The following is a 14774-nucleotide window of genomic DNA, read 5'->3' as shown; positions in this document are numbered from 1 at the left end:
CGACTCGCGACGGTGTCGAGGTGGACCGCGGCGACGATCGAGGTGACCGGGAAGCCGAGCGCGGACTTCGGAGGCGGCCTCCGGCCCACGACCTCGCCGCCGGCGATCGCGGTGGCCGAAGCGGGAGGCCGCGAAGGACTCCCGGCTCCACGACCGCTGCGAGCAGACCGTGACGGTGGCGTCGGAACGCGACCGGCGACCGCCGGCTAAAAGGACGTGCCCAGGGCAGCTATGTCTAGCTCCTCCGGCCCTTCACGATCACCGGCCGCGCGGCGGCGTCGCGAAGACCAACCCCTGGCTCTTCGGGGACGAGAAGCCGTACGAATCCTTGGTGGTGACCTTGACGCGGTGCTGGGTGTCGGGGCTCAGCCCGGTGAGCGTCGCCTGCTTGTCGGTCACGAAGGCGACCTTCACGCCGTCCAGGAACACGTCGTAGCCGATCGTGGGGAACCACCACGAGGTCGAGTACCAGCTCAGCGAGACGCTGGTCGGCGTCACGGCCGTCACCTGCAGCTGCGACGGCCGCACCGGGTGCTCGATGATGCTCGACTCGGACTTGACCACGGTCAGCAGGTCGTCGGGACCGGAGCGCCGGCAGGTCACGGTGGTGGCGGCGCCCGCAGGCGTCCCGTCCGCGCGCTCCGGCCGCAGGGACAGCGTGAGGTCGCCCAGGTGGATCGCGTAGTCCCCGGCCGGGTAGAGGCCCAGCTGCGGGAACCCGCCGGCGGCCTTCACCAACCCGCCGGACGACGTGAGCAGCGTCGGCGCGAAGCTCAGCGCGGCCGCGGTGGCCGTGGTCCCGGCGGGGCCGACGACGGTCGCCGCCAGCGACGCGGTGCTGTCACCGTCGATCCGGACGCCGGCCGGCGCGCGGTCGAGGGCGAACGTCACGTCCACGTCGATGTACGCGGGTTCGAGGTACGGGACGTTCCCGCCCGCCATCCCCTCGTCGGGCACAACGGCCGTGACGTCGGCGTGCACGACGACCCCGGGTCCGCAGGTGTAGTCGAGCCCGAGCCCGACCGTTCCCGCGGACGCCGTCGCGACCGCGACGCCGCCGGACAACACCGCGGCGACCGCGGCTCCGATGACGAGTCTTCTCCCCAGCACGATTACCCCTCCGCCTTCGTTGGTGGCACGGTCACCCGACCGGGTTCCCTCCGTCGGAACCCCGCGCCGACGAGCGTGAGGCCGGTCTTGCCGCTCGGGATCGTCACCGTCCCCCGGTGGGTGCCCTTGCCGATCGAGATCGTGGCGCCGGCCGCGTTCACCGCGGCCTGCACGGTCCGGTAGCTCGCGGTGCCGTCCGCCGCGACGACGGCGGTGGCGGCCCGGCCGATCTTGCCATCAGGCGGTTTTCCCGACAACCACCGAACGAACGCGTCAGTCGCGTTGTGCGGGCGAGGTCCGGATCGTGAGCGCGGCCTACATCCCCTTGTCCCTCAGGTACTGGCCGACGTCGCCCACCCGGCTCGGCTCGACGTCGTAGTAGGTCACCATCTGCCCGGTGGTCCAGTCCCACACCGCCATGTGCACTACACCACCCGGGTTGGGGTAGTTGTGGAAGATGATGTGGTTGGTGCCCCGCTGCGCGAACCACCGCGCGCGGTTCTGCCGAGCGAACCGGTAGCCCGCCAACGGGTCGAAGCCGTGCTTCTCCTGCTTGCGCCCGGCGGCGTCGCCGCCCATCTCGTCACCCCGGCCTCGCCAGTAGAAGTCGGTGTTGGCCTGGACTTCCTGGTCGCTGGGAAGGTCGATCGGGGCACCGGGCGTCGGCTTGTCCCGCAGCCGGTAGGACCGGCTGGTGAACTTGGGAAGCTGGACCTCGGGTTGCGCGGGCTGCGGCGCCTGGGCGAGGTCACGCGCCCGGTCGGCGGCCTTGAGCTCGACCTGCTCGGGGGTGATCGACTGGTTCGGGTAGGCGAAGTTCCAGTTGTCCAGCAGCTCCCACGCCTTCTTCCGGTCCGACCAGCGCGCCGCGCCGATCATCTGGACGGCCTTCGACCGCGTGTCGGCGAAGTTCTCGGCGAGCCACTCCTTGGTGAGGTCGACCCGTGACCGGTAGTGCGTTCCGTCGTAGCGGTAGTCACCGGACTGGTCGGTGGCCGCGTACCAGCCACCCTGTTCGGTGAACTCCCGGTCGTGGACCGGGTCCCACCAGAGCCCGCCGGCCAACTGGTACTGGTGGGTGTCGGTCAGGTACCGCACCTCCCGGCTCTTGGTGAGGTCCAGGTACCAGCCGGGTTTGGCGTCGATCGAGTCGAAGATCGACGCCGGCGTCCTGGTGTCCTCGTAGTAGTGCAACCCCTGGGTCTGCGGTCCCTGCGCGCGCACGAGCACGGTGGATCACCCCTCCCTCAAGCGGTCCGGCGAACCTACCCACGCCACCGCCACACGTCGACGTCCACGAGGGCGGACTTCGGGGCACGCGCCGACCTCACCCGGCCCTCGGAGGTGCGGCCGGAGGCCGTGCTCCCCGCGCGGCCGCTGTCCAGGAAGGATCCCGGCAGGCGATCTCCGCATCGCCCGCGCATGATCAATCCCCGTCGGCCGACGCCACCGGCACCCCGAACCGCGCCCCGGCCGCCGCCGGATCAGGTTGCGCAGCGTCACCAGCCCGAACGACGCGACGCCCACGACAGCGGAGGCGGGCACCAACCCGCAGCCCGCCCCGGAACGGACTTCCGAGCCGATGCCGCCCTGTCGATGACCCGGCACCAGCGGTAGATCGAGTGGATCGAGGCCAACAACGCCGGGTTCTCGCCGCCGATGTCCTCAAGCATGTTCGCCGCGTAGTGCATGACGTCCCCGGACCACGTGTTGTGGCCCAGGCCGAGCGTGTGCCCCATTTCGTGGGTGACCCCCGGGGGGCGTCAAGTCAATCTCGAGACAATTCCATCGACGCAAGTTCCCCCATTGCGCCGGAGGCTGCCTGGCACCAGCCGATCAGCCGGCCACCCTGGGCGCAGGTCTGCGCGAATACTTCAACAAGGAGTGCGGTGGTCGACGTGCCGCTGATTGGGGCAACCGCGGGATTGTCCACTGAGAGCGGGACGTCCGGTCGTCCCGGCGACAATCGCATCGAATTGGAATAGCGCTTGACGAATCGGCGAGTGACGTTCCGACCGGTTCCGTTCCCCGTCGCCTGCCTGGTGACCGGCCACGGGCCCGCTCCGTGACCGCGGACCGGAGGTTCAGCGAGGGCCGTCGGGGAGTCGGGTGCGTTCGGCGCGGCTGGCGGCGATGCGCTTCGCGGCGAGTTCGGCCGCCAGGTCGGCGTCGCCGCCGGTCAGTCGGCCGAGGATGCGCTCCAGCGGCGTGATCTCGCCGCGTCCGCCCCAGTGACCCTCGGGGATCTCGGTGGGGAACACCCAGACCCGGCCGGGGTCGCGGGGCCACGCGCCCTCCTCGGCGTCGAGGATCGCCTCGGTGACCTCGCGGACGACTCCGGCACGCGCGGCGGCGTCCAGTTGCCCCTCCGGGACGGAGGGGACCACCTTGTAGCGGGGCGCGTCCGCGGGCGCGCCGCCGACGTAGACGGCGGCCGGGCGGTGCAGGAAGACCCAGGAGACCGATCGCGTGGTCGGATCGGTCGGGTCGAACCCCTCGTGGCGGATGAGGATCTCGGTGATCCGGTTCATGAGCGCCGTTTCGCGGTCGGCCGTGAACGTGCCTTCCGGGATGTGGACGTCCAGCATCGGCACGGGAGCCTCCTAGATTTACTTTCTCAACTCAGGCTCGGCACGCTACGATCGCTGAGTGCAGGTTGTCAACTCAGGCTCGGTGAGGTGAGCCCATGGGCGGAACACGGCGCATCGACCCGGTCAACTGCTCGGTGGCACGTGCGCTGTCGGTGGTCGGCGAACGGTGGTCGCTGCTGATCGTGCGCGAGGCCATCGACGGCGTGACCCGGTTCAACGACTTCCGCGACCGCTTGGGCATCGCCGGCAACCTGCTCGCCGCCCGCCTCGACAGCCTGGTCGCGGCCGGCGTGCTGCTGCGCGTCCCGTACCGGGAGCCGGGAACCCGGCAGCGCTACGAGTACCGCCTCACCAGGCGCGGTCTCGACCTGCGGCCGACGCTGCTGGCCCTGCTGGAATGGGGTGACCGGTACCTGGCCGACCCGGAGGGACCGTCGGTCGTGGTCCGCCACCACTCCGCCGACGACGAGCACGCCTGCGAGGAACCGGTGCGGATCTCGCTGGAGTGCGCGGCCGGGCACCGGGACCTGCCGCCGTCCGCGATCCACCGCACGCCCGGCCCCGGCGCCCGCTTCGTGGACTCGACCTGAGCGCGAAGCACGGTGTCGGCTCCGATGTGGTTGCGGCACAACTCCCGGAGCAGGCCATCGGCCACCCGATCTGAGCGACGGATGACCCGCCCGGTCGGCGGGTCGGCGACGAAGCCGGACTCGCCGCCGACCTGGAGGGACAGCCGCGCGATCTCGCGTACTCGGCAGGACCTCGGTGTCCGGTCGGGAGAAGCCGTCGACCGCGGGGTGCAGGTAGGTGTAGCCGCGCCCCGTAGTGGGCTTCCTCGGCTGCAAGGTCAGGTCGAAAGCACCGCGCAGATCACCCTCCATCACGTGGACGTGGCCGAGGTTGATGAGCACCGTGGCGCCGGCCGGACGCACGGGCCCGACCTGTCGGTCGAGGATCGCTCTCCAGCAGCATGCGCCGCGCCTGGTCGAGCTGCCCACTGCTCAGGTACAGGTTGGCGAGCGAGCCGATGCCGGCCGCACAGGCCGTGCTCTCGGCCTGTCCGGCGTTTCGGCGGACCTCCAGCGCGGACCGCGACGCGGCTTCCGCGTCGGTGAGACGGCGCTGGTCCACGTACAGCGCCGCCAACGCCTCACTGGCGGCGGCCAGGGAACATGCTGCCGAGGTTCGTGCGCATCCACGCGTACCGGGGTTCCGTCGACGCGGGTGTCTCCTCCATGGACCGCAGCGCCTCCGTGCTGAGCATGATCGCTCGGTGGACGTAGCCGACTTCGTGGTACACCTCGGCGAGGTTGGGTTTGCCCGCTCATCCGTCGGCACGGCACGGTCTGGGTGTGGTGCCGGCCTGGGAGGAGTGGTTGTGGGGGAGCGCTGAGCGGGTCGCGTGCAGCGATGCCAGGAGGCGCAGGCGGTCCGCGTCGGTGCTGTCGGGGTCGGTGGTGAAGACCAGCATCACCGGGCCGGGGTTGCCCGGCAGCGGGTAGGTGTCCCAGTCCAGGGTGATGTCGCCGACCTCCGGTACCCGGAAGGTCTTGGTGCCGCTGACCGACTCGCGCACGTCATGCCGGGCCCACAGCCTCCGGAACTCGGCGCTGCGGATGCTCAGCTCACCGACGATCGCGGTGGCACGGGGGTGGGTGGGGTCGGTGGCCACGGCGGTGCGCATCATGCCGATGTAGTCCAAGGCTTGCCGCTCCCAGTCCGGGCAGCTCCGCCGGCCGGTCAGCGTGTCGTCGAACAGCAGCAGGAGCATGTTGAGCCGGTCGGACGGGTAGGCGTCCGGGTCGCCGAGCAGGGCCTGTGCCATCGGGTTCCAGTCGAGCAGGTCGAGGTGCCGGCCGAGCACGACCGCCGGGGTGTCCATCACCCGCAGCAGGCGCCGGGTGCTGTCCGGCACCCGTTCCGGGTCGCGGTCCACCCGCGCGGGCACCGGCCGGCGGGCGGCACGGGCCAGCGCGAACAGGTGCCGGCGTTCCTCGTCGTCGAGGCCGAGCGCGCCGGCGAGCGCGTCCAGGACGTCGTCGGACGGGCGCACCTCCCGGCCTTGCTCCATCCGCTGGTAGTAGTCGGTGCTCAGCCCCGCCAGCAGGGCCAGCTCCTCGCGTCGCAGCCCGGTGACCTTGCGCCGGCCGCCCGGCTCCAGGCCGACGTCGTGCGGGCGCAGCCGGCCGCGCCTGGCGCGCAGGAAGTCACCGAGCTCACGGGCGTGGGGACGAGGACTGCTCACGCCGCCAGTGTGCCCCGGCCCCGACGGCCGAAGGTAGGTCGCCCAGACCCAGGCAGGCGAGGACCAGCGACCCGCCCCAAATCGCTCCTAGCTTCGGCGGTGCAGCGCACCGACCAGCCCCAGGAGCAGCAGATGACCGAACCGACCGCCGACCGCATCCCCGACCAGCACGGCCGGGTCGCCGTCGTGACCGGCGCGAACTCCGGCCTCGGCCTGGTCACCGCCACCGAGCTGGCCCGCCGGGGCGCGCACGTCGTGCTGGCCGTGCGCGACACCGCCGCCGGCGCACGGGCCGCACACCGGATCGGGGGCGACGTCGAGGTGCGCGAGCTGGACCTGGCCTCCCTCGCCTCCGTCCGGGCCTTCGCGGCGAAGCTGGCCGCCGACCACCCGGCGATCGACCTGCTGGTCAACAACGCGGGCGTGGTGCTGCTCGGCCCGCGCCGCACCTCCGCCGACGGCTTCGAGCTGCAGTTCGCCACCAACGCGCTGGGCCACTTCGCGCTGACCGGCCTGCTGCTGGACAACCTGGCCGCGGCGCCGCGAGCACGGGTGGTCAACCTCAGTTCGATCACCCACAAGACCGCGCACCTGGACTTCGACGACCTGATGTCCGAGCGCGACTACCGGGCGACCGCCGCCTACGGCCGGTCCAAGCTCGCCACCACGGTCTTCGGCGTCGAGCTGGACCGTCGCCTGCGCGCCGCCGGATCACCGATCCTCAGCGTGCTGGCCCACCCCGGCCTCACCCGCACCAACCTGACCCCGCGTGCCTGGGAGCACCGCGGTCGGCTGGGGCGGGTGATCGCGCGGCTCGGTCTGCTGGCCACCCAGTCGGTGGAGCAGGGCGCGCTGCCGCAGTTGCGTGCGGCGACCGGGGTCGGTGTGCGGGGCGGCCAGTTCTTCGGCCCGTCCGGGCTCTGGGAGACGCGGGGCAGCGTCACCGAGGCCCGGCTCAGCCGGGAAGCCGCCGACCCGGCCGTCGGCAAGCGGTTCTGGGCGGCGGCCGAGGAGCTGACCGGCGTCGGCTACCTCTGAACCCACCGGGGCGGGGGCGCGGGGCCCCCGCCCCTCGGTGCTCAGAGCTCGACGCTCCACGCGTCGAGGTAGCCGACGTCCTGCGGGCCGACGTCCTGGACCCTGAGCTGCCAGACGCCGTTGGCCACCTCGGACGACGCGTTGACCGTGTAGGTGGTCAGGACGTCGTCCGCCGAGTCCGACGACGAGGACTTCATCCGGTACGCGGAACCGTCCGGTGCCACCAGGTCCAGGACCAGGTCGCCGCGGTACGGGTGCTTGATGTCCACGTTGACCTTCAGCCCGGCCGGGGCGTTGCCCGCCTGGCCGGACACGGTGACCTGGCTGGTCACGGCCGCGCCGTAGTCCGGGATGTCGAGGTTGTCGGTGTTCTCGAACTTCCTGCCCACGGGCGGGGTGGTGCCGCCGGTCTGCTGGTTGATCCACGCGACGTTCGCGGCGATGCCCGTGTACAGGGTGGTCGTGGCGCACTCGCCGTTGTTGTCACCCGGGCCGTGGGTCTCGCCGACCAACGTCCAGTCGCCGCGCGTGCCCACCAGGGCCGGGCCGCCGGAGTCGCCGTGGCACGCGGAGTGCGTGCGGTCACCGGAGACGCAGACGTCGGTGGCCGTGCCGCCGCCCGCCGCGCACCGGCTGGACGGCAGGACAGTCAGGTCGATCTCCTGGAGCGTGACCGGGTTGGCGCACGAGGGCCAGCTCGTGCAGCCGTAGCCGATCAGCCGCACCGGGCTGCCCGCGGCCGGGTTGGCGGTGGCCATCCGGACCGGGGTGTAGGTCGAGGACTGGGACAGGTGCATCAGCGTCAGGTCCGTGCCCGGGCGGTTGACCACGCGGTCGACGCCGCGGACCTCGCCGCCGGAGCCGCGGGTGTTGGACCCGAGCCGGGCCGAACCGGCGCTGCCGCAGTGCGTCGCGGTGACGACCCACTGCGGTGCCACCAGGCTGCCGCCGCAGCCGTTGCTCATCTGGGCGTGGAACGGGTAGACCTCGGTGGCGTTGTGGCCGCCGATGACCTGCACCTCCACCGGCGGTTCGTCGGGCGCGGCGAAGGCGTCGTGCCCTGCACCGGCCACCAGCGCCAGGGCCGCGCCGAGGACGGCGGCACGGCTCAACAGGCGAGCGCTTCTCATGGGTCTGCCTCTCGATCGCGCGACAGGGACCACGCGGACACCGGGAAGGGCGGGTTTCGCGCGGGCGGCCCGGGTGCGCGTACCCGGTCGCCTCTGCACCATTGCGCGTCCGCGACTCGAAAGGTCATTCAAGGTGGGCATCCACCGCACTTATGGTCGGCCGGGAAGGGGAACTGTCGACAGAAAAGGACATGACCGGAGAACGGCGGGTGTGCCCTGATCCAGGACACACCCGCCGTTTTCACCCGTCGATCCGCTAGCTGATCGTGAAGTCGTCCGCGTAGACGGCGGGCTGGCCGTACCAGCCGTGCACGTAGACGGTGACCGTGCCGGACGTCCCGGTGGTGAACGGCACGGACAGCTGCGTCCAGTCGCTCGCCGACGTCCAGGCGCCGGCGGTCGCCCCGCCGCTCACGCCGATGAACGCGTAATTGCCGCGCACCCAGCCCTTGAGCGTGTAAGCCTTGTTCGGGGTCAGGGTGACCGTCTGGGACGCCTGGCCGTTGCCCGACCCGGTCGGCGTGACCTGGAGCGCGTGCGTGCCGGAGTGCGCCGGCGTGCCGACGATCGCGTCACCGGGTGCGGTCCACGGCGTCAGCGTGCCGTCCTCGAAGCCGCCGTTGACGACCGCGCCGTCCGGCACGGTGCCCTTGACCTTCACCGAGAACGAGGCGGAGTGCGTGGCCGAAGGGGTGGTGCCGGTGACGGTGACCGTGTAGTCACCGGGCACCGCGGTGGTCGCCGCCGCGACGGTCAAGGTCGCCGAACCGCCCGCCGTGACGCTGGAGGCCGACAGGGTCGCGGTAAGACCGGTGTGGGCCGGGCCGGCTGTCAGGGACACCGTCTCGGCGGTGCCGGAGACCACCGTCGTGCCCGCGGTCGCGGTGGTCGAGCCGCCGGGGTCGATCGCCGCGACCGCCGGGGTGACGCCCAGGGCGAAGTCGTTGACCGGGTTCGGCGGCCCGCCACCGCTGAACGGCGCGAAGATCCGGGTGAACTCCCACGTGCCCTGCGCGATGCCGGAGCAGTTGTCCGCCGCCGCGCCGCCGGGGCAGCCGCCGTTGTCGCGCTGGAGCGCCCAGAACGACAGGGTGTTGATGCCCTTGGCGACCGCCCAGTCGTACACGGTGCGGGCGTCGGCGAGCTGGAAGGTCTCGGCGGGGCCGTAGTCGTCGACGCCGATCATCTCCGTGACGCCGACCATCGCCCACCGCTGGGCCTCGGTCTTGCCCGGCCACAGCGTGGCGAGCTGGTTGACCAGGCCCTGCGCGGCGGTCTTGGTGTCGTTGGCCATCTGGTGCTGCCGGCCGTCGTAGTAGTCGAACGTCATCAGGTTCACGACGTCGACGCGGGCGTTGTTGGTGACCGCGTTGCGCAGCACGGCCAGCCCGCTGGGCGCGAGGCCGGTCGGGGTGGTGGGCAGGGTGTAGGAGAACTGGACGCTGCGGCCGTTGGCGGCGGCCCAGTCCTGGGTCAGCTTGATCGCCTTGTTGCGGCGGTCGATGCCCGCCGCGTTGTCCAGCGACTCGACCTCGATGTCCAGGTCGAGCCGGCTCACGTCGTAGGTGGTGATGACGCTCTGGAACGCGGCGGCGATCTTGGCCACGTCGGTGCAGCTGTCGGCGATCTCGGTGCCGGTGTGGTCGGCGGTGTAGCCGCCGAACGACGGGATGGCGTCGCCGCCGTTCGCGCGCAGGGCGTTGATCTCGCTGCCGAACACGCTCGACGAGATCGGCATCCCGGTGTCGCCGTTCCACAACGGCGTGCACGAGCCCTTGGTCGCCGTCTGGAGGAACGCGAAGGTCAGGTACTTCGCGCCGGACTGCTGCGCCAGGGTGGCCGGGTTCTCGCCGGTCCAGGCTTCGAAGTAGGGCGCGAACACCCGGTCGGGCAGCGGCTTGGCCGCCGTTGTGACCGCCGCGCCGGCGGTGGTCGGGATGAGGGGCAGGGAGGTGAGCAAGGCCACCAGGAGTACCAGGGCTCTGGACGGACGCATGTGCGCTCCAGCAGGGGAAGGGACGCGGGCCCGGTGGGGCCCGGCGGTGGCGACCGGTCCCCAGAATTGGACTAGACCACACCGGTTGTCAAGACGTCTCGCGGTATGCGGCATACGTCGTGAAATGTCCGCTGTCGTGCGAGAAGTCCACTGTGTGGTCCACAGTGGACTTCTCGTCGACGCCGTTCCCCGTCAGCCGAGATCGGCGACAGCCCTCAGTACGGGTTCCCCGGCACGTTGAGTCGCACCTGGTAGAGGCCGAACGAGCCCGGGACACCGGACGTGATGTACAGCGTCCGACCGTCCGGACCGCCGAACGCCGCGTTGGTGATGTTGCGGCCCGCGGAGATGGTGCCCAGCCGGGCCCCGGACGGCGAGAAGACCCTCACGAGCCCTTCCTCGTACGACGCCCAGTACAGGTTGCCCGCGCAGTCGATGGTCGCGCCGTCGGGCGTCCGGATGCTCGCGAACGTCGTGCGGTTGCTGGTGGAGCCGTCGGCCGCGACGGCGTACTTCACGATCGAGTTGCTGCCGCCCACGTAGAGCGTCTTGCCGTCGGGGGACAGGACGACGCCGTTGGGCTGCGACAACGTGTCGTCGACGAGGCTGACCACGCCGTTGCGGACGCGGAAGACGCTGGTCCGACCGCCCTGCTCGTCGGCCCGGTTGCCGCGCTGGAAGTTGGGGTCGGTGAAGTACGTCGTGCCGTCCTGGCCGATGGTCAGGTCGTTGGGCGAGTTGAACGCGCGGCCCTGGTAGTTGGCCGCCACCGTGGTGCGGACGCGGTCGGGCAGGGTGTAGGAGGAGACGGTGCGGTTGTCGTGGGTCGCGGCGAGCAGCCGCGAGCCGTCGGGTGCGATCGCGAGGCCGTTGCTGCCGGAGTTGGCGATGAACGTCTCGAACGTGGCGGGTGGCGTGAACCGCAGCACCGAGGACGGTTGCACGCCCTGGGGGCCGGTGGGGTTCTGCATGTTGGACAGGAACAGCGTGCCCGTCCGCTGGTCCCAGGTGGGGCCTTCGAGGAAGTTGAACCCGCCCCGGACGAGCTGGGCCGTCACCGACGCCGACGGCAGCGGCTGGCCGTAGACCGCGCCGGGTGTGCACGGCCAGGCCGTCGCGGCCTGGGCGGACGCGCCGGGCACGGCGGGCAAGACCGTGCCCGCGATGGCGATCGCCGCCGCTGCGAGCGTCCGCGTGCGGTGGCGGCGCGGTGTCGTGCGGTGAGTCATGGGGAGACTCCCTTTCGTGGTGGCGGCCCGGTTCATCGCCCGAGTTCGACCTTCAGGATGCTTTCGTTGCTGTTGTTCGCGATGCTGTCCTTGTCACCGCGGGTGCTGGTGGTGAGCCACAGGTTGCCGTCGGCCGAGGGCTCCACCGTGCGCAGCCGCCCGTAGGTGCCGGTGAGGTACTGCTGGACGTTGGTCAGGCTCTCGCCGGAGATCTCGGCCCGGTACAGCCGCGCGCCGCGCAGGCAGGCGATGTAGAGCGCGTCCCGGACGACGGCGATGCCGCTGCACGAAGCATCGGCCACGGGGTAGGTGCGCTTGGGTGCGAGGAAACCCGGTTCGTCGCAGCTGCCGGTCGTGCCCTCGCAGGCGGGCCAGCCGTAGTTGCCGCCGCGGACGATCAGGTTCGTCTCGTCCATGACGGAGTTGCCGAACTCCTGCTCCCACAACCGGCCCTGGGAGTCGAACGCCAAGCCCTGCGGGTTGCGGTGGCCGTAGCTCCACACCGGCGTGCCGAACGGGTTGTCCGACGGGACGCTGCCGTCGCGGTTGATGCGCAGGACCTTGCCGGCGAGGTTGGCGCGGTCCTGGGCCCACTGCCCGTTCTGCCCGTCGCCGGTGGCGATGTAGAGCTTGCCGTCCGGCCCGAAGCGCAGCCGCCCGCCGTTGTGGTACTTGTTGCGCGGGATGCCGGTGAGCAGCACCTGCGGTGTGCCCGCGAGCACGCCGTCGGTGTAGCGGATGCGCACCACGCGGTTGTCGGTCGAGCTGGTGTGCATGACGTACACCCACGGGTCGGCGGTGAAGTCCGAGGCCAGGGCGATGCCGAGGACCCCGCCCTCCCCGTCGGTCCCGGCCGCGTTCGGCACGCGACCGACGACGGTCTTCGCGCCGGTGGCGGGGTCGAGGCGGACCAGCTCGAAGGTGTCGCGGCGGCCGAACAGCACCTGCCCGTCGGGCAGGGTGGTCAGCCCCCAGGGCAGGTCGGTTTCGGTGGTCACCCTGGTGACCGCGCACAGCGCCGTGGCGCAGGAGGCGCCCGTCGTGACCGCGACCGCCGTGCTGAGGGCCGAGCGGTTGGCCTGCGCGTCGCGCGCCCGCACCCGGTACTCGTAGCGAGTGTTGGCGGCCAGGCCGCTGTCGGTGAACGACGTCGTGGTCGCGCCGCTGGTCGAGCCGACCTGCACGCCGTCGCGCAGCACCTCGTAGCCGGTGACGCCGACGTTGTCGGTGGCGGGTGACCAGCGGACCATGACCGAGGTGCCCGACGCGGTCGCCGTCACGCCGGTGGGCGTGCTGGGCGGCGTGGTGTCGGCCTGGCACTGCGGCACGGTGATCGTGACCGTGGGGCTGGCCTGGGAGACGTTGCCGGCGGCGTCGCGGGCGTTGACGTACAGGCCCCAGGTGGCGCCGGGGCTGACGGTCAGGTTCGCCGACAGCGCGGTGCCCGGCACCGAGGTCATGAGCTGCCCGTCGTGGTAGACGTCGTAGAACGCCACCCCGACGTCGTCGGTCGACGCCGACCACGAGAACGTCACCCCGGTGCAGGTCAGGTTCGAGGTGCGGGGGTTGGCGGGCGCGGTCGGCGGCGTGGTGTCCGTGCCCAGCCGGACGAGCTGCCACTGCTGGTTGGCGCCGCCCGTGTCGGGCAGCTGCACGATCCGCGCGCCGTCGGCGGTGGAGGAGTTCAGCACGTCGACGGCCTTGCCGCTCGCCCGGTTGAGCAGGCGCACGTAGCCGCCGGCGGAGTCGGCCAACCGGAACTGCTGCCCGGCGAGGTTGGCGTCGGTCGTCTGCACCAGGCCGGCGCCGTTTGCGGTGGACGGGAAGCTCAGCACCATGCCGCTGTGCCGGGACCTGATCCGGTAGTAGCCGCCGCCGGAGTCGACGAACTGCCACTGCTGCCAGGCGCCGTCGTTGCGGCTGTACTGGGAGATCCGGGCGTTGTTCGCGGTGCTGCGCCCGTACACGTCCAGCACCTTGCCGCTGTTGCGGTTGACCAGCACGTACGAGGCGCTGGTGTCCACGGTGGCGGCCGTCGCCGCGGGGACCGGGAGCACGACGCCGAGCACCGACAACGCCACCACCCAGACCGCTCGGCGGCGCGGGCGGTGGGCGGCGTTCTTCCTGCTCGCGAGGGGGTCTCGCATGGTCTTCCTCTCACGGAAGGCAAGGCCAATCGCCTTGTTATCGCTAACAAAATGAGGCGGCGGAATGCCGCGTCGATGGCGGTCGACGTGCACCGAAGGGGGGTCGAGCGGAAGTTGTTCCTAGATGCGCCGGGCAGCGGTCGCGGACAGGACCTGGCCGGGTCTGGAGCGGAACGGGAACGACCCGGGACTGGTACGCGCACGTGAAACCATGCTTCGCCTCCTTGCGAGCAGGTGCGTTGCGGTCGTCGCCGAGTGCCGGGTCAGCACGACTGGGAGCGTTCCCAGGCCGACCGTAGCGCACGGCGTTCGCGGTCGACAAGACCGACGGTCGGGTACCGAGGGATCGTTAGCGCTAACACCCAGTGATCAGTTGGCGAGGAAGTCCAGCACCGCCGCCCGGAACGCGGGACTGCCCACCGCGGTGCCGTGATCGCCCGCCACCACGTGGAGCCGGGCGTCGGCGAGGGCGTCGACCAGCACTTGGGGACGTCGGGCGAGCGAGTCGTCGTCACCGACGATCACCAGCGTCGGGGCCGTGACGGCCGCGAGGTCGACGCCGCCCTGGTGCGCCGCGCGGGCCTGCGCGGCCAGGGAGGGGAAGTCCGCTCCCGCCTGCCGGGCGAACGCGACCATGCCCGCGACCTCCGGCGGCACGGGACCGCGCCCGTCGGCGAGGAACGCCTCGGCCAGGACGTCGTTGGGCAGCACGCGGGTGTCCACGCCGCCGACCTCGACCACCCCGGCACCGACCCCGCCGACGACCAACCGGCGCACCGCGGGCTCCTCGGCCGCCGTGAGCAGGGCGATCACCGCGCCCATCGAATAGCCGACCACGTCCACCGCCGTGACCCCGAGCGCGCCGACCACCGCCCGCAGGTCACGCGCCATCCGCGGCTCGCCGTACCGCGCGGGGTCCGCCGACTTCCCGGACGACCCGTGCCCGCGCGCGTCGATCCCGACCACCCTGCGCCCGACCGCGGTGAGCGCCGCGACCATGCCGCTGTCCGCCCACTCGACCAGGGTGTGGGCGGAGAACCCGTGCTGGAGCACCACCGGGACGGGATCCGGCTTCACCCCTGCGGCCGGCTCCCAGAGGTGGAAGGCGATCCGGGTGCCGTCGTCCACCACGAGCGCGGACGTCCGCGACGCGACCGCGTCGGTCATGAACTGCCTCCGGGGAACCCGCGGCGGTGCCGGTCGGGCGAGCCGGCGCCGACCACCGTACTTCCCCCATGGGCGTGGGGCGGCGGGCGGGGACCCGTGCCCCGCCCCCCCCCCCCCGGGC

At 71.8% G+C, this 14774-nt stretch carries 13 protein-coding genes; 2 read left to right on the top strand and 11 right to left on the bottom strand.

What is annotated here, in order from left to right; translation table 11 throughout:
* Window positions 1–258: 258 nt before the first annotated feature.
* From LZG04_RS15810 to LZG04_RS15795, 4 genes are all read right to left on the bottom strand, one after another.
* Window positions 259–1110 carry a fibronectin type III domain-containing protein gene (locus tag LZG04_RS15810; protein WP_233817611.1) on the bottom strand — a complete coding sequence of 284 codons (852 nt, stop codon included), beginning with the start codon at window positions 1108–1110 and terminating at the stop codon, window positions 259–261.
* Between the two features lie 2 nt (window positions 1111–1112).
* Complete coding sequence (locus LZG04_RS15805; RefSeq protein ID WP_233817609.1) at window positions 1113–1367, bottom strand: pectinesterase family protein; 255 nt, start codon at window positions 1365–1367, stop codon at window positions 1113–1115.
* Window positions 1368–1425: 58 nt separating this feature from the next.
* The gene (locus LZG04_RS15800) at window positions 1426–2340 is read right to left on the bottom strand and encodes a hypothetical protein (RefSeq protein WP_233817606.1); all 915 of its coding nucleotides are present in this window, start codon (window positions 2338–2340) and stop codon (window positions 1426–1428) included.
* An 854-nt stretch (window positions 2341–3194) separates the two neighbouring features.
* Window positions 3195–3704 carry a hypothetical protein gene (locus tag LZG04_RS15795; protein ID WP_233817604.1) on the bottom strand — a complete coding sequence of 170 codons (510 nt, stop codon included), beginning with the start codon at window positions 3702–3704 and terminating at the stop codon, window positions 3195–3197.
* Window positions 3705–3796: 92 nt separating this feature from the next.
* Between LZG04_RS15795 and LZG04_RS15790 the strand changes: the two genes are divergently transcribed.
* A complete protein-coding gene (locus tag LZG04_RS15790) occupies window positions 3797–4291 on the top strand; it encodes a helix-turn-helix domain-containing protein (RefSeq protein ID WP_233817602.1) in 495 nt (164 codons plus the stop codon).
* A 560-nt stretch (window positions 4292–4851) separates the two neighbouring features.
* On the opposite strand, the gene LZG04_RS15785 is transcribed toward LZG04_RS15790, so the two are convergent.
* Window positions 4852–5001, bottom strand: coding sequence for a hypothetical protein (locus LZG04_RS15785; protein ID WP_233817600.1), 150 nt, complete (start codon window positions 4999–5001; stop codon window positions 4852–4854).
* Between the two features lie 24 nt (window positions 5002–5025).
* Window positions 5026–5946 carry a helix-turn-helix transcriptional regulator gene (locus LZG04_RS15780; protein ID WP_233817598.1) on the bottom strand — a complete coding sequence of 307 codons (921 nt, stop codon included), beginning with the start codon at window positions 5944–5946 and terminating at the stop codon, window positions 5026–5028.
* Between the two features lie 132 nt (window positions 5947–6078).
* Between LZG04_RS15780 and LZG04_RS15775 the strand changes: the two genes are divergently transcribed.
* Window positions 6079–6984, top strand: a complete 906-nt coding sequence (locus tag LZG04_RS15775) for an oxidoreductase (RefSeq protein ID WP_233817596.1) — start codon at window positions 6079–6081, stop codon at window positions 6982–6984.
* Between the two features lie 41 nt (window positions 6985–7025).
* Here LZG04_RS15775 and LZG04_RS15770 read toward each other — a convergent pair whose 3' ends face one another.
* From LZG04_RS15770 to LZG04_RS15750, 5 genes are all read right to left on the bottom strand, one after another.
* Window positions 7026–8114 carry a trypsin-like serine protease gene (locus LZG04_RS15770; protein ID WP_233817594.1) on the bottom strand — a complete coding sequence of 363 codons (1089 nt, stop codon included), beginning with the start codon at window positions 8112–8114 and terminating at the stop codon, window positions 7026–7028.
* Between the two features lie 256 nt (window positions 8115–8370).
* Entirely contained in the window at window positions 8371–10110 is a 1740-nt protein-coding gene (locus LZG04_RS15765) for a carbohydrate binding domain-containing protein (RefSeq protein ID WP_233817592.1), read from the bottom strand.
* A gap of 215 nt (window positions 10111–10325) precedes the next feature.
* Window positions 10326–11339: an SMP-30/gluconolactonase/LRE family protein gene (locus LZG04_RS15760; RefSeq protein ID WP_233817590.1), complete on the bottom strand. Its 1014-nt coding sequence runs from the start codon at window positions 11337–11339 to the stop codon at window positions 10326–10328.
* Window positions 11340–11371: 32 nt separating this feature from the next.
* Window positions 11372–13486, bottom strand: a complete 2115-nt coding sequence (locus tag LZG04_RS15755; protein ID WP_233817588.1) for a PQQ-dependent sugar dehydrogenase — start codon at window positions 13484–13486, stop codon at window positions 11372–11374.
* 369 nt (window positions 13487–13855) lie between these two features.
* Entirely contained in the window at window positions 13856–14653 is a 798-nt protein-coding gene (locus tag LZG04_RS15750) for an alpha/beta fold hydrolase (RefSeq protein ID WP_233817586.1), read from the bottom strand.
* Window positions 14654–14774: the final 121 nt, after the last annotated feature.

Origin of the sequence: Saccharothrix sp. S26 (genome assembly GCF_021390395.1) — a bacterium.
Classification (GTDB): domain Bacteria; phylum Actinomycetota; class Actinomycetes; order Mycobacteriales; family Pseudonocardiaceae; genus Actinosynnema.
This window is presented reverse-complemented; position numbering and strand designations above follow the sequence as displayed.